This window comes from Cupriavidus sp. HY129 (assembly GCF_059492215.1).
In genome coordinates this window covers 2,383,128-2,402,395 of the sequence record NZ_CP083254.1, presented here as the reverse complement: position 1 = coordinate 2,402,395, position 19,268 = coordinate 2,383,128, and the positions used below count along the sequence as shown (strand labels likewise).

Annotated in this window: 17 protein-coding genes and 4 tRNA genes; 17 read left to right on the top strand and 4 right to left on the bottom strand. The window is 62.3% G+C overall.

What is annotated here, in order from left to right:
• The first annotated feature begins 42 nt into the window (after positions 1 to 42).
• The 10 genes from K6G35_RS10985 to nagZ all read left to right on the top strand — a co-directional run bounded on the left by K6G35_RS10985 (position 43) and on the right by nagZ (position 9,893).
• Entirely contained in the window at positions 43 to 1,548 is a 1,506-nt protein-coding gene (locus K6G35_RS10985) for a DegQ family serine endoprotease (protein ID WP_035884894.1), read from the top strand.
• A gap of 245 nt (positions 1,549 to 1,793) precedes the next feature.
• Positions 1,794 to 3,587: a translation elongation factor 4 gene (lepA, locus tag K6G35_RS10980; RefSeq protein WP_008644801.1), complete on the top strand. Its 1,794-nt coding sequence runs from the start codon at positions 1,794 to 1,796 to the stop codon at positions 3,585 to 3,587.
• A 45-nt stretch (positions 3,588 to 3,632) separates the two neighbouring features.
• Positions 3,633 to 4,532 (top strand): signal peptidase I, encoded by a 900-nt coding sequence (gene lepB / locus K6G35_RS10975; RefSeq protein WP_008644800.1) that lies wholly within the window; start codon positions 3,633 to 3,635, stop codon positions 4,530 to 4,532.
• A gap of 53 nt (positions 4,533 to 4,585) precedes the next feature.
• The gene (locus K6G35_RS10970) at positions 4,586 to 4,978 is read left to right on the top strand and encodes a DUF4845 domain-containing protein (protein WP_051705568.1); all 393 of its coding nucleotides are present in this window, start codon (positions 4,586 to 4,588) and stop codon (positions 4,976 to 4,978) included.
• Positions 4,979 to 4,982: 4 nt separating this feature from the next.
• Positions 4,983 to 5,753: a ribonuclease III gene (gene rnc / locus K6G35_RS10965; RefSeq protein ID WP_008644793.1), complete on the top strand. Its 771-nt coding sequence runs from the start codon at positions 4,983 to 4,985 to the stop codon at positions 5,751 to 5,753.
• Positions 5,750 to 6,688, top strand: coding sequence for a GTPase Era (gene era, locus K6G35_RS10960; protein WP_035884895.1), 939 nt, complete (start codon positions 5,750 to 5,752; stop codon positions 6,686 to 6,688). Before rnc ends, era begins: the two co-directional genes overlap by 4 nt.
• 5 nt (positions 6,689 to 6,693) lie before the next feature.
• Positions 6,694 to 7,590, top strand: coding sequence for a DNA repair protein RecO (gene recO, locus K6G35_RS10955; protein WP_008642366.1), 897 nt, complete (start codon positions 6,694 to 6,696; stop codon positions 7,588 to 7,590).
• A gap of 28 nt (positions 7,591 to 7,618) precedes the next feature.
• Positions 7,619 to 8,401, top strand: a complete 783-nt coding sequence (gene pdxJ / locus K6G35_RS10950; RefSeq protein WP_008642368.1) for a pyridoxine 5'-phosphate synthase — start codon at positions 7,619 to 7,621, stop codon at positions 8,399 to 8,401.
• On the top strand, positions 8,398 to 8,829 hold the full coding sequence (acpS, locus tag K6G35_RS10945) for a holo-ACP synthase (protein ID WP_011517009.1): 432 nt from the start codon (positions 8,398 to 8,400) through the stop codon (positions 8,827 to 8,829). The genes pdxJ and acpS overlap by 4 nt, the downstream gene beginning before the upstream one ends.
• A 14-nt stretch (positions 8,830 to 8,843) precedes the next feature.
• Positions 8,844 to 9,893, top strand: coding sequence for a beta-N-acetylhexosaminidase (nagZ, locus tag K6G35_RS10940; protein ID WP_495675725.1), 1,050 nt, complete (start codon positions 8,844 to 8,846; stop codon positions 9,891 to 9,893).
• A gap of 120 nt (positions 9,894 to 10,013) precedes the next feature.
• Here nagZ and efp read toward each other — a convergent pair whose 3' ends face one another.
• Together efp and earP are read right to left on the bottom strand one after the other, a co-directional pair.
• Complete coding sequence (gene efp / locus K6G35_RS10935; protein ID WP_008642375.1) at positions 10,014 to 10,574, bottom strand: elongation factor P; 561 nt, start codon at positions 10,572 to 10,574, stop codon at positions 10,014 to 10,016.
• A 129-nt stretch (positions 10,575 to 10,703) separates the two neighbouring features.
• Entirely contained in the window at positions 10,704 to 11,855 is a 1,152-nt protein-coding gene (gene earP, locus K6G35_RS10930) for an elongation factor P maturation arginine rhamnosyltransferase EarP (protein ID WP_495675724.1), read from the bottom strand.
• Between the two features lie 148 nt (positions 11,856 to 12,003).
• Between earP and uvrC the strand changes: the two genes are divergently transcribed.
• From uvrC to K6G35_RS10900, 6 genes are all read left to right on the top strand, one after another.
• Positions 12,004 to 13,989 (top strand): excinuclease ABC subunit UvrC, encoded by a 1,986-nt coding sequence (gene uvrC, locus K6G35_RS10925; protein WP_495675723.1) that lies wholly within the window; start codon positions 12,004 to 12,006, stop codon positions 13,987 to 13,989.
• Positions 13,990 to 14,122: 133 nt separating this feature from the next.
• Entirely contained in the window at positions 14,123 to 14,722 is a 600-nt protein-coding gene (pgsA, locus tag K6G35_RS10920) for a CDP-diacylglycerol--glycerol-3-phosphate 3-phosphatidyltransferase (RefSeq protein ID WP_008642380.1), read from the top strand.
• Between the two features lie 180 nt (positions 14,723 to 14,902).
• A tRNA-Gly gene (locus K6G35_RS10915) sits at positions 14,903 to 14,978 on the top strand.
• Between the two features lie 83 nt (positions 14,979 to 15,061).
• Positions 15,062 to 15,137, top strand: a tRNA-Gly gene (locus K6G35_RS10910).
• Positions 15,138 to 15,250: 113 nt separating this feature from the next.
• Positions 15,251 to 15,324: transfer RNA gene (locus tag K6G35_RS10905), tRNA-Cys, on the top strand.
• A 392-nt stretch (positions 15,325 to 15,716) separates the two neighbouring features.
• Positions 15,717 to 16,943 (top strand): cation:proton antiporter domain-containing protein, encoded by a 1,227-nt coding sequence (locus K6G35_RS10900; RefSeq protein ID WP_008642382.1) that lies wholly within the window; start codon positions 15,717 to 15,719, stop codon positions 16,941 to 16,943.
• Positions 16,944 to 16,963: 20 nt separating this feature from the next.
• On the opposite strand, the gene K6G35_RS10895 is transcribed toward K6G35_RS10900, so the two are convergent.
• Positions 16,964 to 17,881 (bottom strand): LysR family transcriptional regulator, encoded by a 918-nt coding sequence (locus tag K6G35_RS10895; RefSeq protein ID WP_008642384.1) that lies wholly within the window; start codon positions 17,879 to 17,881, stop codon positions 16,964 to 16,966.
• A 102-nt stretch (positions 17,882 to 17,983) separates the two neighbouring features.
• Here K6G35_RS10895 and K6G35_RS10890 point away from each other — a divergent pair, with 102 nt between their 5' ends.
• Positions 17,984 to 19,072 carry a YeiH family protein gene (locus tag K6G35_RS10890; RefSeq protein WP_035882251.1) on the top strand — a complete coding sequence of 363 codons (1,089 nt, stop codon included), beginning with the start codon at positions 17,984 to 17,986 and terminating at the stop codon, positions 19,070 to 19,072.
• An 8-nt stretch (positions 19,073 to 19,080) separates the two neighbouring features.
• Here K6G35_RS10890 and K6G35_RS10885 read toward each other — a convergent pair.
• Positions 19,081 to 19,166: transfer RNA gene (locus K6G35_RS10885), tRNA-Leu, on the bottom strand.
• Between the last annotated feature and the right edge of the window lie 102 nt (positions 19,167 to 19,268).

The window sequence follows — 19,268 nt, the reverse complement described above, 5'->3', positions numbered from 1 at the left end:
GTGAAGCATCCGTTTCTCGCTGATCTCCCGGGAGTTTTGTCGATGATTTCCAGATCTCCAGCCCTGGCAAGGGTCGTGGTCATGGTGGCCATGCTCGTGTTCGGTCCGGCTGTTTCCGAATTGGGGCACGCTCAGGCAGCGGCCCAGAACTACAACCTGCCCGACTTTACCGACCTGGTCGAGAAAGTGAGCCCGGCGGTCGTGAATATCCGCACGACGGAGCGTGTGCGCTCGCGTGGCGGCAATTCCCCCGATGACGACGAAATGGCGGAGTTCTTCCGTCGCTTCTTCGGCGTGCCAATGCCAGGAACGCCGGGACAGCCTCGCCGTGGGCAGCCTCCGCAAGGACAAGGCCAAAGTCAGGGGCAGGGCGAAGAGATGAGCCGGGGCGTGGGTTCCGGCTTCATCATCAGCCAGGACGGCTACGTGATGACGAACGCCCACGTCGTGGCAGAGGCAGACACGATCTACGTGACGCTGCCTGACAAGCGTGAATTCAAGGCCAAGCTGATTGGTGCGGACAAGCGTACCGACGTGGCGCTGCTCAAGATCGACGCAACGGGTCTGCCGCGCCTGCCGCTCGGGGATTCGGACAAGGTCCGCACCGGCGAGTGGGTGTTGGCCATTGGTTCGCCGTTCGGCCTGGACAGCAGCGTGACCGCCGGTATCGTATCGGCCAAGGCGCGCGACACCGGCGACTACCTGCCGCTTATCCAGACTGACGTGGCGGTGAACCCTGGCAATTCGGGTGGCCCGCTGATCAACCTGCGCGGCGAGGTCATCGGCATCAATTCGCAGATCTACAGCCGCAGCGGCGGTTATATGGGCATTTCGTTCGCGACCCCGATCGACGAAGCGATGCGTGTGACCGAGCAACTGAAGGCGACTGGCAAGGTGACGCGTGGGCGGATCGCCGTGGCGATCGGCGATGTGACCAAGGAAGTGGCGGACTCGCTGGGTCTTGGGCGCACTCGCGGCGCGCTGGTTGGCAGCGTCGAGCCGGGCGGTCCTGCCGAAAAGGCCGGTATCGAGGCGGGCGACATCATCCTGAAGTACAACGGACGGGATATCGAGAAGGCTGCGGATCTGCCGCGGATGGTCGGAGACACCAAGCCGGGCACGCGCGTGCCGATGCAGGTGTGGCGCAAGGGGCAGACGCGAGAGGTAATGATCACGGTGGCGGAGCTTGAGCCCGACACCCCTCGCGCCACGCCGCGCCGCGGTGACAAGCGCGGCGGAGGTACCGAAGAGGCACCCGCGCCGAAGCCGAATGCACTGGGCCTGATCGTCAACGACATTCCCGAGGCGCGGATGCGCGAGCTCAAGCTGAAGTCAGGGGTGGAGGTCGACACCGTTGATGGTCCGGCCGCCCGTGCCGGGATCCGTCCGGGCGACATTATCCTGCGACTCGGCGATACCGACGTGACCAGCGCGCGGCAGTTCAATGATCTCGTCAAGGGACTGGACAAGAACAAGATGGCCGCCGTGTTCGTGCGCCGCGGCGATGCTACCCAGGTACTGACGCTGCGTCCGAATCAGGCGCGCTGACCAGGTCCTGGATCTAGGCTGTAAAAATCGCGCCGGACAAGTTCCGGCGCGATTGTTTCGTGGTGGGTGCGTCAAGCGCCATTTTGGCGCCTCGCGCCCCGCACCGCCCGAGTTCAATTCGCGGACGGAAGTCCTTGAAAATCCGGTAAAATCGCGGATTGGCGCGAGCTCCGTGCGCCCCAACTTTTTTGCTCCCGCGCCCGACAGGCCTACCATGAGCGCGCCGGTGCTTCCCAGAACGTTAGATGGACCACATTCGTAATTTCTCGATCATTGCCCACATCGACCATGGCAAATCCACCTTGGCCGACCGGATCATTCAGCGCTGTGGCGGGCTGTCCGATCGCGAAATGGAAGCGCAGGTGCTCGATTCGATGGATATCGAGAAGGAGCGGGGCATCACGATCAAGGCCCAGACCGCCGCGCTGAGCTACAAGGCGCGTGACGGCCAGGTCTACAACCTGAATCTGATCGATACGCCGGGACACGTCGACTTCAGCTATGAAGTCAGCCGCTCCCTGTCCGCATGCGAAGGCGCGCTGCTAGTGGTCGACGCCTCGCAGGGCGTGGAAGCCCAGACTGTGGCCAATTGCTACACGGCCATCGAACTGGGCGTCGAAGTCGTGCCCGTGCTGAACAAGATCGATCTGCCGCAGGCCGACCCGGCCAATGCGATCCAGGAGATCGAGGACGTGATCGGCATCGACGCGCAGGACGCCACGCCGTGCTCGGCCAAGACCGGCCAGGGCGTGGAAGACGTGATCGAGGCGCTGATCGCCAAGGTTCCGCCGCCCAAGGGTGACGCCGCCGCGCCGCTACAGGCGCTGATCATCGACTCCTGGTTCGACAACTACGTTGGCGTGGTGATGCTCGTGCGCGTGGTCAACGGCACGCTTCGCCCCAAGGACAAGGTTCTGCTGATGGCCACCGGCGCCCAGCATCTGGTGGAGCAGGTCGGTGTGTTCTCGCCCAAGTCGGTTCAGCGGGACGAGCTGACGGCGGGGCAGGTGGGATTCGTGATTGCCGGCATCAAGGAATTGAAGGCAGCCAAGGTTGGCGACACGATCACCACTATGACGCGCCGCGCCGAAGCGCCGCTGCCGGGCTTCAAGGAAGTCAAGCCGCAGGTGTTCGCGGGGCTGTACCCCGTGGAATCGAACCAGTACGAGGCCCTGCGCGAATCGCTCGAGAAGCTGCGCCTGAACGACGCATCGCTGCAGTTCGAGCCGGAAGTCTCGCAGGCACTCGGCTTCGGTTTCCGCTGCGGCTTCCTGGGTCTGCTGCACATGGAGATCGTGCAGGAGCGTCTGGAGCGTGAATTCGACATGGACCTGATCACGACCGCGCCGACCGTGGTCTATCAGGTTCAGCAGCGTGATGGCACGGTGTTGACCGTCGAGAACCCGGCCAAGATGCCCGATCCGAGCAAGATCGAAGCCATTCTCGAGCCGATCGTCACGGTCAACCTGTATATGCCGCAGGATTATGTCGGCTCGGTGATGACGCTGTGCACGCAGAAGCGGGGCGCGCAGATCAATATGAGCTATCACGGCAAGCAAGTGCAGCTCACATACGAGATCCCGATGGCGGAAATCGTGATGGATTTCTTCGATCGCCTGAAGTCGGTATCGCGTGGCTACGCATCGATGGATTACGAGTTCAAGGAATACCGGCAATCGGATGTGGTGAAGGTGGATATCTTGATCAACAGCGACAAGGTCGATGCCTTGTCCGTGATCGTGCACCGTTCAAACTCGCAGTATCGCGGTCGCGAGGTGGCGGCCAAGATGCGCGAGATCATCCCGCGTCAGATGTACGACGTAGCCATCCAGGCCGCCATCGGCTCGAATATCATCGCGCGCGAGAACGTGAAAGCGCTGCGCAAGAACGTGCTGGCCAAATGCTACGGCGGCGATATCAGCCGGAAGAAGAAGCTGCTGGAAAAGCAGAAAGCAGGCAAGAAGCGGATGAAGCAGGTGGGGACCGTCGAAATCCCGCAGGAGGCCTTCCTGGCGATCCTGCAGGTGGACGACAAGTAAGCGCGCCCCAGCGACGACACAACATCGACATCACTTGAAGCCGTTATGAATTTTGCACTGATACTTTTTGTGCTGGTGGTCATCACAGGCATAGCCTGGGTCGCGGACAAGCTGGTGTTCGAGCGACAGCGCCGGAGCGTGGCGCAACTCGCGCTGGCCGAATTCGATGCGCGTCGTAATGACATGCAGTCGATGCAGGGCGGCGCAGACATCGATCGCTCGCGTGCGCGTCTGGCGGAAGAGAAGCTGCGCCAACCGTGGTGGCTGGAATATTCGGCGAGCTTCTTCCCGGTGATCCTGGCGGTGTTCGTGCTGCGCTCGTTCGTGGTGGAGCCGTTCAAGATTCCGTCGGGATCGATGATCCCCACGCTACTGATTGGCGACTTCATCCTGGTCAACAAGTACGACTACGGCATTCGTCTGCCGGTCGTGAACAAGAAGATCATCAGCCTCGGCGAGCCCCAGCGCGGCGATGTCATGGTGTTCCGCTATCCGCGGGATGAGTCGCTCGACTACATCAAGCGCGTGATCGGCGTGCCGGGCGATGTGGTGCAGTACGAAAACAAGAAGCTGACGATCAATGGTAAGCCGGCCGAGTACAGCCCGCTGCCGGATTATCTCGACGAAGAACGTCTGGCGTACTCGAAGCATTTTGTCGAGAAGTTGCCGGGCGGTCCCGAGCACGGCATCCTGAATGACAACGATCGCCCCGCCTTCGTGGCCGGTGCCGATCCCGATTTTCCGTTCCGCGAAAACTGCACTTACAATCAGCAGGGCGTGACGTGTAAAGTGCCGGAAGGTCACTATTTCGTAATGGGTGACAACCGGGATAACAGCCTGGATTCCAGATACTGGGGGTTCGTGCCTGATCAGAATATCGTGGGCAAGGCGTTCCTGATCTGGATGAATCTGGGTAATTTCGGGCGCGTGGGGTCGTTCAAGTAACGCTCGTTCGGTTTCACGCGGCGCAAGACACTCAAAAAAGAGGGAAGCGCAACATGGGTCAAAAGCGGTTGGGTTCTCCGGGGCGAGTTCGTTTCGATGTGATTCATCGGGCGCGTGGATTCTCGCTGGGATCGTTGCTTGTCGTTGTCATCATTGTGGGGGCGGTCGCCGTACCGGCGTTGAAGGTAATTCCAAGCCTGATCGAGTATTTCTCCATCAAGCGCGCCGTCAACTATGCCAAGGGTACTGGTACCAAACGTAGTGACGTCGCAGCCAGTTTCGACAAACAGGCCGCGATTGATCGCATTTCATCGCTCAAGGGCGAGGATCTGGATATAGAAGAGGACGAAACCGGGCGGATCCGCGCGGTCGGCTTCGAGTACCGGACCGAAATTCAGATTTATGGTCCGTTGAGTTTTTTGATTACCTACTCGGGAACGCAGTAACGACATGACCCTCGACGCCTTGCAGCAACGTCTCGGCTACCGATTCAGCAAGCCCGAATTGCTGCAGCAGGCGCTCACGCATCGCAGCCATAGCGCCCAGCACAACGAGCGCCTGGAATTCCTGGGCGACTCGGTATTGAATTGCGCCGTGGCTGATATGCTCTTTGGCATGTTTGGCAAGCTCGACGAAGGCGATCTTTCCCGTGTGCGCGCCAATTTGGTCAAGCAGCAGGCGCTCTACGAGATCGCTCAGATGCTGCAGCTTTCCGATGCGCTGCGTCTGGGTGAGGGTGAGTTGAAGAGCGGCGGTTTCCGCCGCCCCTCGATTCTTGCCGACGCGCTCGAGGCTATCGTTGGTGCCGTGTTTCTCGATGCGGGGTTCGACGCGGCACGCGCGTTGATCCGCAAGCTGTATATCCCGATCCTGGAGCAGGTGGACCCGCGCACGCTGGGCAAGGACGCCAAGACGCTGCTCCAGGAGTATCTGCAGGGCCACAAGATTGCCCTGCCGCAATACAACGTCATCGCCACGCACGGTGCGGCGCACAGCCAGCAATTTGAAGTCGAATGCATCGTGCCTAAACTGGAGGTGCGCGTGTTCGGTACCGGCGCGTCGCGTCGTGCCGCCGAACAGGCCGCGGCCAAGCTCGCGCTCGACGAAGTCCAGAAGCTCGTGCCGCAGTTGCTCAAGCGCAGCCGTGCCGAACGTACGGGCAAGACGCGCAAGCAGCCGGTGCCGCCCGATCCCCAGTTGTCTCTCAGGTTGAAGGAATGACCGATTCTCTCCCTCCGCAGCAAGATGCGGCGGAACCCTCAGGTGCCGTGGCATTTCGCTGCGGCACAGTGGCCATCGTTGGCCGTCCGAATGTTGGCAAGTCCACGCTGATGAACGCGCTGGTCGGCCAGAAGATCAGCATCACGTCACGCAAGGCACAGACCACGCGGCATCGTATCGTCGGTATTCAGACGACCGATGATACCCAGTATGTGTTCGCGGATACACCTGGTTTCCAGACCCGCCACGCCAGCGCGCTGAACCGCTCCCTGAACCGCGCCGTGACGTCGACGCTGTCGTCGGTCGATATCGTGCTGTTTGTTGTCGAAGCCGGCTATTTCGGCCCCGATGACGAGAAGGTGCTGTCGCTGCTCCCCAAGAACGTTCCGGTGCTGCTGGTCTGCAACAAGCTTGACCGAATCGGCGAAGGCCGCAGCGAAGTCATGATGCCGTTCCTCGAGCAGATGGGGCAGCGCTTCCCGTTCCGGGAGGTGGTGCCGATGTCGGCCAAGACGCACGATCATATCCAGCGTCTGCTGGTGATCATCCGGCCGTATCTGCCGGAAGGCGAGCCGATGTACGACGTCGATGCAATGACCGATCGCAGCGAGCGCTTCCTGGCGTCCGAGATCATCCGCGAAAAGGTGTTCCGCTGGACCGGCGACGAACTGCCTTACACCAGCACCGTCGTGATCGACAAATTCGAGACCGAAGGGCGCCTGCGCAGGATTTTCGCGACGATCCTGGTCGAACGCGACGCGCACAAGGCGATGATCATCGGCAACAAGGGCGCCAAGCTCAAGCAGATCTCCACCGAGGCACGCCTGGATATGGAGAAGCTGTTCGATGGCAAGGTCTACCTGGAGATGTGGATCAAGGTCAAGAGCGGCTGGGCCGATAACGAAGCCAGACTGCGCGCCTACGGCTACGAGTGAGCAAGATGCCTGACGTGCGCCGCGCTGCTGCGCCGCGTGCGCGCAGCGCTGACCCGATTGCCGAGGAAGCCGCGGAACTGCTGGGGTCTGGCGCAGTACCTGCCATGAACGCGGCGGTTAGCCCCTCGGTGGCAGCCGGGCGCGAAATGATGGATCGCGCGATGCGTATCGTTCCGGCTCGCTCGGAACTGCGCGTCACCAATGAGGCGGGCTTCGTGCTTCATGCGCATCCTTATCGCGAAACCAGTCTGGTTCTCGACGTTTTTACGCGCGATCACGGTCGCGTGGCCATGGTCGCGAAAGGGGCCAAGCGGCCGCATTCCGCACTGCGCGCGGTGCTGCAGCATTTTCATCCGATCGCCCTGTCCTGGACCGGCCGCGGCGAGGTCAAGACGCTGACCAAGGCGGAGTACGTGGGCGGCATGCTGCCGCTTGCCGGCGACGCACTGCTTTCCGGCTTCTACCTGAACGAACTGCTGCTGCGTTTCTGCCCGCGCGAGGACGCGCATCCGGCCCTGTTCCGACACTACATGGCGACGCTGACGCGCCTGTCGCATGGCGAGCCGGCCAGCTTCGTATTGCGCAGCTTCGAGCGGGTGTTGCTGCAGGAGACTGGGTTTGCGGTAGCGTTTGATCAGTGCCTCCGATCGGGTGAACGCGTGCAGCCAGGGCTCGATTACGTCTACCAGCCCGAGCGCGGGGTGCGGCGCGCGCATGCGTCAGATCCGTCGAGCTGGCCCGTGGTGTCGGGACAGACGCTGCTGGATATGGCGCAGGATGATTACTCGCGCGCGCAGACCGTTTCGCAAAGCCGCGCACTGATGCGGTTCCTGCTGCATTATTATTTGCAGGGTGCGCCGCTGAAGACGCGCCAGATCCTGATCGATCTGCAGTACCTTTGATATCCCAATTCTCCTGAGAGAAGCCGGCATGATTTTCCACGCGAACCCCGGTGTCATCGACCTCGGGGTCAATATCGACCACGTGGCCACGCTGCGCAACGCGCGCGGCACGGTGTATCCCGATCCGATTCAGGCAGCGCTGCAGGCCGAGGAGGCCGGCGCCGACCTGATCACGCTGCATCTGCGCGAGGACCGTCGCCATATCCGCGACGCCGACGTGCGCGCGCTGCGCCCGAAGCTGGCCACGCGCATGAATCTGGAATGCGCGATCACTTCCGAGATGCTCGACATTGCGTGCGAGATCAAGCCCCAGGACGTCTGCCTGGTGCCTGAGAAGCGCGAGGAAGTCACTACCGAAGGTGGACTCGACGTGGCGGGCCATTTCGAGCAGGTCAGCGCCGCATGCCGGCAACTGGCCGACGCGGGTATCCGTGTATCGCTGTTCATTGATGCTGACCCTGACCAGATTGCCGCCGCTGCCGCGTGCAAGGCGCCGGTGATCGAGATCCATACTGGCCGCTACGCCGATGCGCATACCGCGGACGAGCAGGCAGTCGAGTTCCGCCGTGTGGCGGCGGGCGTGGAAGCGGGGCAGAAGCATGGTCTGATCGTCAACGCCGGCCACGGCCTGCACTACACCAACGTCCAGCCGATTGCTGCGCTGCCGGGGATCAAGGAGCTCAACATTGGTCACGCGATCGTTGCTCACGCGGTGTTTGCCGGGTGGCAGAACGCCGTGCGCGAGATGAAGGCCATCATGGTGGCGGCGCGCCTCGGTACCCGTTACCCGGTTCCGGGTCAGCCCGCGTGATCTACGGCGTCGGCACCGACATCATCCAGATCGATCGCGTGCGCGGTGTGATGGAGCGCACGCGTGGTCGCTTTGTCGAGAAGATTCTCGGGCCGCGCGAGATGAAGATCTATCTTGCACGCAAGGCACGCTCGGAAAAACGCGGCCTGGCATTCCTGTGCACGCGTTTCGCGGCCAAGGAGGCATTCTCGAAGGCCATTGGCCTGGGGATGCGCTGGCCGATGACGTGGCGTGCGATGGAGCTGCTGAACCAGCCATCGGGCGAGCCCGCGCCGCATTGCACTGGCGAACTGGCGGAATGGGTGCGGGAACGCGGCCTGACCGTTCGTGTCAGTGTCAGTGACGAACATGAATATGCGGTCGCGTTCGCGATCGCCGAGCGGGGTGGTCAGCTGGCGGCCCCGCAATCCGAACCCGCTTCGAACTGAATTCGATATTCGATATGAACAAGAAAGTCTCCGGCAAGCGGCCGGGCCCGGTAGTGCTCGACGTCGTGGGCAAGGAACTCACCGCCGAGGATGCGCGTCGCATTGCCCACCCGCTGACGGGTGGTGTGATCCTGTTTGCGCGCAACTTCGAATCGCGTGCGCAACTCGTGGCGCTGACGCGGGCCATTCGTGAAGTTCGTGACGATGCGCTCATCTGCATCGACCATGAAGGCGGCCGCGTGCAGCGTGCCAAGACCGATGGCTTCACGCACTTGCCGGCGATGTCCCGGCTCGGGGCGCTGTGGGACCGTGACGTGCTGGCTGCCACCAAGGTGGCGATGGCTTGCGGCTACGTGCTGGCGGCCGAACTGCGTGCCTGCGACATCGACCTGAGCTTCACCCCGGTGCTCGACCTCGACTATGGCCGCAGTGGTGTCATTGGCGATCGTGCGTTCCATGCCGATCCTCGTGTGGTGACCATGCTGGCCAACCATCTGACGCACGGACTGCTGCTGGCCGGCATGGCGAACTGCGGCAAGCACTTCCCGGGGCATGGCTATGTCGAAGCCGATTCGCATGTGGCCATTCCGGTGGACGAGCGCGGTCTTGATGAAATCCTGTCCCAGGATGCCCGCCCTTATGACTGGATGGGCCCGGCGCTGGCGTCGGTGATGCCTGCCCACGTGATCTACCCGAAGGTCGATCCGAACCCGGCGGGCTTCTCGCGCTACTGGCTGCAGGACATCCTGCGCACCCAGCTTGGTTTTGAGGGCGTGATTTTCAGTGACGACCTCAGCATGGAGGGCGCGAGCGTGGCCGGTACCGTTACCCAGGCCGCGCGCGCCGCGCTCGAGGCGGGTTGCGACATGGTGTTGATCTGCAACCACCCGGATCGCGCGGACCAGTTGTTGAATGAACTCGATGTGTCGATCGGCAAGGCCTCGCAGCGGCGCATCCGCAAGCTGTTCGGTCGCCGCAAGCCGCTGGACTGGAACAAGTTGCAGCAAGAGGGCGAATACCGTGCCGCGCTGCGCCTGCTAAAGGAACACGATCTGATCGCTTGAGCGACTCAGGCCGCCGGGTGGTGGATCTACGCCACCCAGACATGAATCCGCAAGAATGGATCGGTAGAAAGAAAAAAGGGCAGCCGAAGCTGCCCTTTTTTGCGTATGCCCTAAGAGATCTTAGTTGGCGCGGCTGCGGTATTCGCCGGTACGCGTGTCGATTTCGATCTTGTCACCGATGTTGCAGAACAGCGGCACTTGCAGTTCGAAGCCGGTGTTGATCTTGGCGCCCTTGAGCACCTTGCCCGACGAGGTGTCGCCCTTGACGGCCGGTTCCGTGTAGATGATCTCGCGAACCAGCGTCGTCGGCATTTCGACCGAGATGGCCTTGTCGTTGTAGAACACCACTTCCACCACCATGCCGTCTTCGAGGTAGTTCAGCGAGTCGCCCATGCTGTCCTTCTCGACTTCGTACTGGTTGTACTCGGTGTCCATGAACACGTACATCGGGTCGGCGAAGTACGAGTACGTGCACTCGCGGCGCTCCAGCACCACGACTTCGAACTTGTCGTCAGCCTTGAAGACGGATTCGCCCGGGGCTTCCGTCAGCAGGTTCTTGTACTTCATCTTGACGACAGCGGCGTTACGACCTGACTTGTTGTACTCGGCCTTCTGAACCACCATCGGGTCGGAACCAATCATGAACACGTTGCCGACGCGGAGTTCCTGTGCGATTTTCATCTGAACTGTTTTCCTGAAAAAAATGGTCCGGGATCGTTGTAGGTGCCCGGAAATCGGTATGGCGAAGGGCGCAGCCGGCGTTTGCTGTTCTTGGGCCTTTGAACTTGGCTCGCCATAAAAATCAGCCGGCTATTTTACCCGATTTTCGCAGAAGGCCACGAGATTCGCCGCCAGATCTCCCAAGTGCTGCAACTGCCGCTGCCAGCGGTCCATACCGGAAGTGAGGGCGGGTAATTGTGCCTGTAACGCCGCCCAATCCGGTGCATGGCCGTAGCCATTCCACGCGTGCGTGAAATTCGTCAGCGCGGCGGAAGCCTCGGGCACCACGCCGGAGCGTGAGAACCGGCCGAGCCAGGCGTCGAGCTTCTCGCGGTGCGCGTGGTCATCCTGGGGGTAGATGTGCCAGATCATTGGCTTGGCGGCCCAGTGCGCCCGCACGCATGAATCCTCGCCGCGCACGAAGTTGATGTCGCAGGCCCACAGCAGTTCATCGTAGTGTTCCTGGCGCACGAACGGGATGCATTGCAGGGTCAGATTGCCGCGCTCGTGCGATCCCCCCGGTTCTAGCGTCGCGCCGAGCCACCCACCCGCCTGCGTGGCGGCCAATCCTTGTGGCACAAGGCATTGGACCGGCGTAGCGCCATCGCGCCATTGTTCGAGTAGCGCAGGTAAGGCCGGGTTTGTATAAGCGAACAGGCTCGTCCGTAGGGCGCCTGCGATCGGCTGCACGCCCAGTCGGTGCCAAAGCGTGGCTTGTGCGGCCGGGCTGTCCAGAAATGCCGCGCGTGATGCGCCGAGCATGGATTCGCGCAAGAGGCCCCCGGTGCCGTGTGCAAATCCCGGGAAGAAGAAGTACTTGGTCAGTGGCAGCCGAGAATGGGGCGAGGCCATCGCATGATGTTCGCTGACCCAGGCCTCGGCGCTCAGGTATTCAAGATTGATCCAAATTGGTTTGCGATCGGCCGCGGCCATGGCGGCCTGCAACGGCTCGGGGAGATGGCAGGCGAAGGCCTCGATCACCACGTCGTGTGGCGTGACGGGCTCGAACGGTGCCTCTGGCTTTGGATCCCAGGTGTGCACGTCCACGCCGGCCAGCCGCTGGCGGGTGGCCGTCACATCAATCTCGGGTGCCAGTCGGGAAAAGCTGGTCAGGTCATCGACCCACAGTCGCACCGCATGACCGTGCTCCTGCGCCAGTTGGCGCGCCAGTCGCCAGCAGACGCCGATGTCGCCGAAGTTGTCGATGACGGTGCAAAAGATGTCCCAGGAACGGATTGGCATGACGATGACGGTGCCCGCCTGCGGAAAGTCCGGCGGGAGAATTGCTCTAAACTTGCGATTCTAGAGCGAGCGCCCCACGTTGGCGCGTTACGTCACACACTTTCCGTCCCCGATGCCCGAGCAGGAACCCGTCCTTCCCACCGAGACAATGCCCCCGGAATCCGATGCCCCGGAATCGTCCGGCGCGCCGGCGTTCGACCCGCGCCCGATCCTGGCGCGTATGCCGGGGTTGCCTGGTGTCTATCGCTACTTCGATGCCGACGGCAACATCCTCTATGTCGGCAAGGCGCGCGACCTGAAGAAGCGGGTCTCGAGCTATTTCAACAAGACGCAGTTGTCGCCGCGCATTGCGATGATGGTGGCCAAGATCGCCCGCATCGACACCACGGTGGTGCGGACCGAGGCGGAAGCGCTGCTGCTTGAGAACAACCTCATCAAGGCACTGGCGCCGCGCTACAACATTCTGTTTCGCGACGACAAGTCCTATCCATTCCTCAAGCTGACCGGGCACAAGTTCCCGCGCATGGCGTACTACCGTGGCGCCACCGATCGCAAGCACCAGTATTTCGGGCCGTTCCCGAGCGCGCACGCCGTGCGCGAGAGCATGCAGATCCTGCAGAAGGTCTTTCAGTTGCGAACCTGCGAGGACACGGTTTTCAACAATCGCACGCGGCCGTGCCTGCTGCATCAGATCCACCGCTGCACCGGGCCGTGCGTCGCCGCGATCAGCGAGGACGACTACGCGCGGGACGTGTCGAACGCGGCGCGCTTCCTGCAGGGCCGCGAGACCGAGGTGCTTGAGGGTCTGCAATCCAAGATGGAAGCCCATGCGGTGCAACTGGAGTTCGAGCAGGCTGCGGCGGTTCGGGACCAGATCGCCGCGCTGTCGACCGTGCTCAAGCGGCAGGCCGTGGAGGAAGTCGGCCAGGCGCGCGACATCGACATCCTGGCCGTGGCGGTGCAGGGTGGGCGTGCCTGTGTGAACCTGGCAATGGTGCGCGGTGGTCGTCATCTCGGCGACAAGGCGTACTTCCCGGCCCACGTCGACGAGGCGGCGATGATCGTGGAGGAGGGAGACGAGGCAGACGGTAGCGCGCATGAAGGAGCGGCTGCCGATACGGATCAGTTGCCCATCGACCGCATCGCCGCTCGCGTGCTGTCCGCTTTCATGGTGCAGCACTATCTGGATCAGGCACCGCCGCCCATCGTGGTGGTGAGTCATCGGCCGGCCGATTCCGCCTTGGTCGAGGCGCTGTCGATGCAGGCGGGCCGGAAGATCACGCTGGTGCGCCAGCCTCAGGGCCAGCGCAAGACATGGCTGGAGATGGCCGCGCAGGGTGCGGGCTTGGCGCTGGCTCGTCGGCTGGCAGAGCAGGGCAGCCAGGAGGCGCGCACGCGCGCGCTGGCCGAAACCATTGGCCTCGACCTGGAGGATCTGGCGACATTGCGCATCGAGTGTTTCGATATCAGTCACACCGCTGGCGAGGCCACGCAGGCATCGTGCGTAGTGTTCCATCATCACGAGATGCAGAACAGCGAGTACCGACGCTACAACATCGCCGATATCACGCCGGGCGATGATTACGCTGCGATGCGCCAGGTGTTGACGCGCCGGTACCAGAAGCTCGTCGAGCAGTTGCAGGAGGCGGGTGGCGATCCGGCTGGCGATGGCGGCGACGGCGTGCCCCGTATGCCCCGCGTGGTGCTGATCGACGGTGGCAAAGGGCAGGTCGAGGTCGCGCGGCAGGTGTTCGAGGAACTCGGTCTCGATATTGGCCTGCTGGTTGGCGTGGCCAAGGGCGAAGGACGCAAGGTAGGTCTCGAGACGCTGGTGTTTGCCGACGGCCGGCCGTCGCTGGAACTGGGGCAAGGCAGCGCGGCGCTGATGCTGGTCGCGCAGATCCGGGACGAGGCGCACCGGTTCGCGATTACGGGTATGCGCGCGCGCCGGGCCAAGGCGCGTACCACTTCGCGGCTCGAGGAAATCGAAGGTGTGGGGGCGCGCCGCCGGCAGAAGCTGTTGACACGCTTCGGAGGTTTGCGGGGCGTGATGGCGGCCAGCATCGACGAACTGGCCAGCGTTGAAGGCATTTCGCGCACCCTGGCCGAGGAGATCTACCGACAGTTGCACTGAGCCTCGCGCGCCCATGAATTGGGCGGTTTTCGGCCCGAAACTACGTGTCGGGTCCGAAATCGGCGACAATCGCGGCAATCGACATCGCAATCCGGCCTTGTCTGCCCGGGAACACACTGCCCTAGCACCGCCCATGCCACTTAACATTCCCATTCTGCTGACCTGGCTTCGCGTGGCCATGATCCCGCTGGTCGTCGGGGTTTATTACCTGCCCGAGGCCTGGTTGCCGATGCACACCAAGAACGTCACCGCGGCATCGTTCTTCGTCATCGCGGCAGTGACGGACTGGCTCGATGGTTTTCTGGCGCGGCGCTGGAATCAGACCTCGGCCTTCGGCGCGTTCCTCGACCCGGTGGCCGACAAGCTCATGGTGACAGCTGCATTGCTGTCGTTGCTCGCGCTGGGGCGGGTGGCCGACCTGATCGCGCTGGTCATCATCGGGCGTGAGATCACGATTTCGGCACTGCGCGAATGGATGGCCCAGATCGGGGCTTCGAAGAGCGTGGCGGTGAATTTCCTTGGCAAGCTCAAGACCACGGTGCAGATGATCGCGATCCCGTTGCTGTTATTCAACGACGCTCTGTTCGGTGTGGACGCATCGCTGCTTGGCGGCTGGATGATCTACCTGGCAGCCGTGCTCACGTTGTGGTCGATGTTCTATTACATGAAGCTCGCCTGGCCGCAGATTCGCGAGCGCAGCGAGGTTATCAGCGGGGCTCGGACACAAAAGTGAGATTTGCTGCAAAAAGTTGTTGACGAGCCGGATCGTCCTTTGCAATAATCTCGTTCTCGCTGCTGACGACGCAAACGAAAGCAGCAAGATAAGCGGTACATAGCGCGAAATGGCAGCATAAAGCTGCGCGTTTAAAAGAAGTTGCGCGATAGTCTGCTTTTCGGTAAGATGCAGGGCCCTGCGGGAGTAGCTCAGTTGGTAGAGCGCAACCTTGCCAAGGTTGAGGTCGCGAGTTCGAGACTCGTCTCCCGCTCCAGGTTAATGGCATCCGGTGGCATGACGAAGCATGTGCAAGTCATCGGAACGGCAGCAAAGCTGCCACAGCAGTAAAAGTTGTACGCGGGAGTAGCTCAGTTGGTAGAGCGCAACCTTGCCAAGGTTGAGGTCGCGAGTTCGAGACTCGTCTCCCGCTCCAATCCCAAAGGGAAGCAGCGCTTCCCTTTTTCTTTCTCGGGATTGCCTCCGGGTTGTGGCTATGTCGGTGACGACGGTCGCAACGAATGCGGATACAATCCAGCATCGTCACCTGGCGGGGTGGCAGAGTGGTTATGCAGCGGCCTGCAAAGCCGTGTACGCCGGTTCGATTCCGACCTCCGCCTCCAGTCTCAAGCAAAACGGCGCCCGATGTGGCGCCGTTTTGCTTTTCGAGCTTTACCTACTTCAGCTTCTTTGGGACATCGCGGATTTTTTGCGACTGCTCTCACATTTGCCTGCGTGGTGCGCGTGTTACATTACGTCATGCCGTACCGCATTCGGGACGACGCTTGGCGTGGCAATCCACCTCGCGTAGTTGTATTCCGATGCACTCTCCTTGCCGTGGAGCGTTGCGCCGCAATTGGCGCCCGCGCGTCGCGGTCTGCTCTTCCCGTACTATCCGTCTCTTCCTTGTGCCCTTCGCGGGGGCATGATCTCGTCGTGCGATGCCCGTAGGGGCGGCCACGAGGGGCGGGTGGTCCCCAGAACATCGAGACAACCATAAAGGAACCCCAGACGCATGCATCACGCCACCCCGCTCATCAGCACAATCGTCGGCGGTATCGTGCTGGCGTTCATTCTGGGTGCGATTGCCAACAAGTTCAGGCTACCACCGCTGATCGGCTATCTTTGCGCGGGCATCGTCGTGGGGCCGCACACGCCTGGCTACACGGCGGATCAGACGCTGGCGCCGGAACTCGCGGAGCTAGGCGTGATCTTGCTGATGTTCGGCGTCGGGCTGCATTTCTCGGTCAAGGACCTGATGGCCGTGAAGCGAATCGCCATCCCGGGGGCGATCGTCCAGATCAGCATTGCCACGGCCCTCAGCATGTTGGTGGCCTGGGGGTTCGACTGGTCCTGGGGGCAAGGGCTCGTGTACGGACTGGCACTCTCGGTGGCCAGTACCGTGGTGCTGCTGCGCGCGCTGCAAGAGCGCGATCTGATCGAGTCGCCACAAGGCCGCATTGCTGTGGGCTGGCTGATCGTCGAAGATCTGGCGATGGTGTTGACGCTGGTGTTGCTGCCGGCCATGGCGCGCTTGCTTGGCGGCGGTGATGCCAATGCGACAGCGCCGACCACGATGGAGGTACTGATCGAGGTCCTCTCCACGCTTGGCAAGGTGGCCGCGTTCGTCGCGGTGATGCTGGTGATTGGCCGGCGCTTCATTCCGTGGATGCTTGAGCGCATTGTCTGGACCGGTAGTCGCGAGTTGTTCCGCCTTGGGGTGCTGGCCACTGCGCTGGGTGTGGCCTTCGGCGCCTATGCGTTGTTCGGCGTGTCGTTTGCCCTCGGCGCCTTCTTCGCGGGCATGGTGCTGGCCGAATCGGAGTTCAGCCATCGCGCGGCAGAGGAATCACTGCCGCTGCGCGATGCCTTCTCGGTGCTGTTCTTTGTCTCGGTGGGCATGCTGTTCGACCCCATGGTGCTAGTCAACGACCCTTGGGGTGTGCTGGCGACGCTCCTGATTATCGTCGTCGGCAAGTCGCTCGCCGCGCTCGGCATCGTGAGGGCCTTTGGCCTGAATAACCGGACCGGTCTGACGATTGCCGTGAGCCTCGCACAGATCGGCGAGTTCTCCTTCATTCTGGCCAGCCTCGGTGTCTATCTGGACATCCTGCCAGAGCGGGGGCAGGCGCTGATCCTTGCGGGTGCATTGCTGTCGATTGTGCTCAATCCCGTGCTGTTTCACCTGCTCGACCGCTACACCGCGCGCGAAGACGGACAGGGCGATCCGCAACCTGCCTGACCGGTTGCCGTATAGCGCTGTCAGGCGCCGAGACTCGGCGCCACGCCTCGCAGGTACTCGGTAAACGCAAGCAGCCCCTGGGTGGGAAACTTGTCCTGGTGGACGACCAACTGGAGCGGGCGGATCACGCGGGGCAGGTCGCTTCGTAGCGCGACGAGTAGCCCACGCTCGATTTCGTCGCGTACGACGTGCAACGACAGGCAGCTGACGCCGAATCCGCTCATGACGGCGCGCTTGATGGCTTCCGCATTGCCGAGTTCCAGTGCAAATCGCAGCGCACCCAGTTCAGGTACCAGGCGGGCCTCGATGATTTCACGCGTGCCGGAGCCTGGTTCTCGCACGATCCAGTCTGCATCGCGCAGCATGTCGTGAAACTGCGGCGATTGCTCGCCTGCGAGGGCCAACGGATGCGTAGGCCCAACGACCACCACCATCTCGTCATCGCACCAGTGCACGCTGCGCAGATCGCGCTCATGGCTCGTACCCTCTATCAGGCCGATGTCGGCCTCGAACTTCATCAGTGACTGCAACACATCCTGGGTGTTGCCGATGCGGAGGTCGAGTGCGCATGGGCCCGTCTGGGCATTGCGGAAGCCCGCCAGCAAGGCAGGAAGGAGATAGCTGCCGATGGTGTTGCTGGCGGCGATGCGCAGTTGGACGCCGCCTTCCGAGGCGAATCGCTCCAGTTCCTGCGCCTGATCGAGTAACGATAGTGCGCGGGGAAAGAACTGCCGTCCCGCCTCATTGATCGCAAGGCGTCTGGCCACCCGGTCGAATAGCGCCCCGTTCAGTGCTCGCTCGAGCTCGGCCAGCGATGCGCTGACGGCCGATTGCGACATCGCAAGGGCGTCGGCCGCCGCGATCGTGCTGCCGTGCTGGGCCACTGCCACGAACACCTGCAGCTGGCGCAAGGTAAGGCGTAGCGGGCGCTGATCCATGATTTATCGATATTTAGGGTTACGACTACCAATATTACCCGTTTTACGGGTTAGATGTACGTCGATACCCTGCATGGCATCCGACGAGAACCAGTTGCCGCCATGTCTTCCACGCCTGCTACACCCGCGATTTCCTCGACTCCGCAGTCGGCGCTGGCGCTCTGGCGCATGAGGCTAATTACGCTCTTTCCGCTTGGCGCCATCGCGTGGATCTCCATGGTCCTCGCCGATCACCCCGCGATTGCCCATTACGGCCTTTCTGCCCTGACCCTGGCGATGGGCGCAGGCATGGTGGCTGCCAATACGATGCCGAAACACTGGCTTGCGCCGCTTGCCCCCGGGATGCAGTTCGCGCGCCATCATCTGTTGCGTCTCGGTGTCGCCCTGTACGGCCTTCGCCTGACATTTGGCGCAATTGCGGCGCTTGGCGTCGGTGGGGTGGTGGTGCCACTGACGATGCTCGTCGCCACGCTGCTCTTCGGCACGTGGGTCGGATCGTCGATCTTCGGGTTGAGCCGTCGCGAAGCCATCCTGGTCAGCGCCGGTAGTGCAGTTTGCGGAGCGGCGGCGGCGATTGCGGTGTCGTCGGTCGTGCGTACCGATGACCGGCAAACGGCTGTGGCGGTGGCCACGGTGGTGCTTTTCGGAACGGTGGGGATGTTGCTTTACCCCTGGCTCTACGAACTCGCCACGCTACACTGGCACCTTGCCATCAGCGAACGGAGCTTTGGCATCTTTGCCGGCGCCACGCTGCATGAAGTGGCCCAGGTGATTGCCTCGGGAAAGATGGTCAGCGATGGTGCGGCCGATGCGGCGGTGGTCGCGAAAATGGTACGCGTGCTCGCACTGGGCCCGCTGCTGCTGGTCATGGCGCTGTGGCCCCGCACGAGCTGGTCGCAGGAGTCCGGTGGCTCGCGCAACCTGCGTGGGCTGCTCCGGTCGGTACCTTGGTTCGCGTTGGGTTTCGTCGCTGTAATGGCGCTGAATTCAGCCCAGATGGTGCCGGCGGACTGGAAGCCTGTCCTGATTGGCTTCGATAACTGGATGCTGGCTTGCGCCATGCTTGCCATCGGCCTGCACACCCGCATCGGCGATCTGCTTCGCGCCGGCCGCAAGCCACTGGCCTTGGCGGGCGTCCTCTTCCTCTTCCTGATGGTCGTTGGTGCTGCGCTTTGCGCGCTGCTGGTCTGAGGAGAGCCTGGTGCGGCCGACGGGACTCGAACCCGTAAGCCCGGAAGGCGGCAGATTTTAAGTCTGCTGAGTCTACCAATTTCTCCACGGCCGCACGGCAAGCCCGGTATTGTGGTGGCTTAGCCTGCCGGACGCAAGCTGTTCAACTTGCGACAGAAGTGATGTGCCTGTTACCGGTGGTAACAATGTAGCGCCC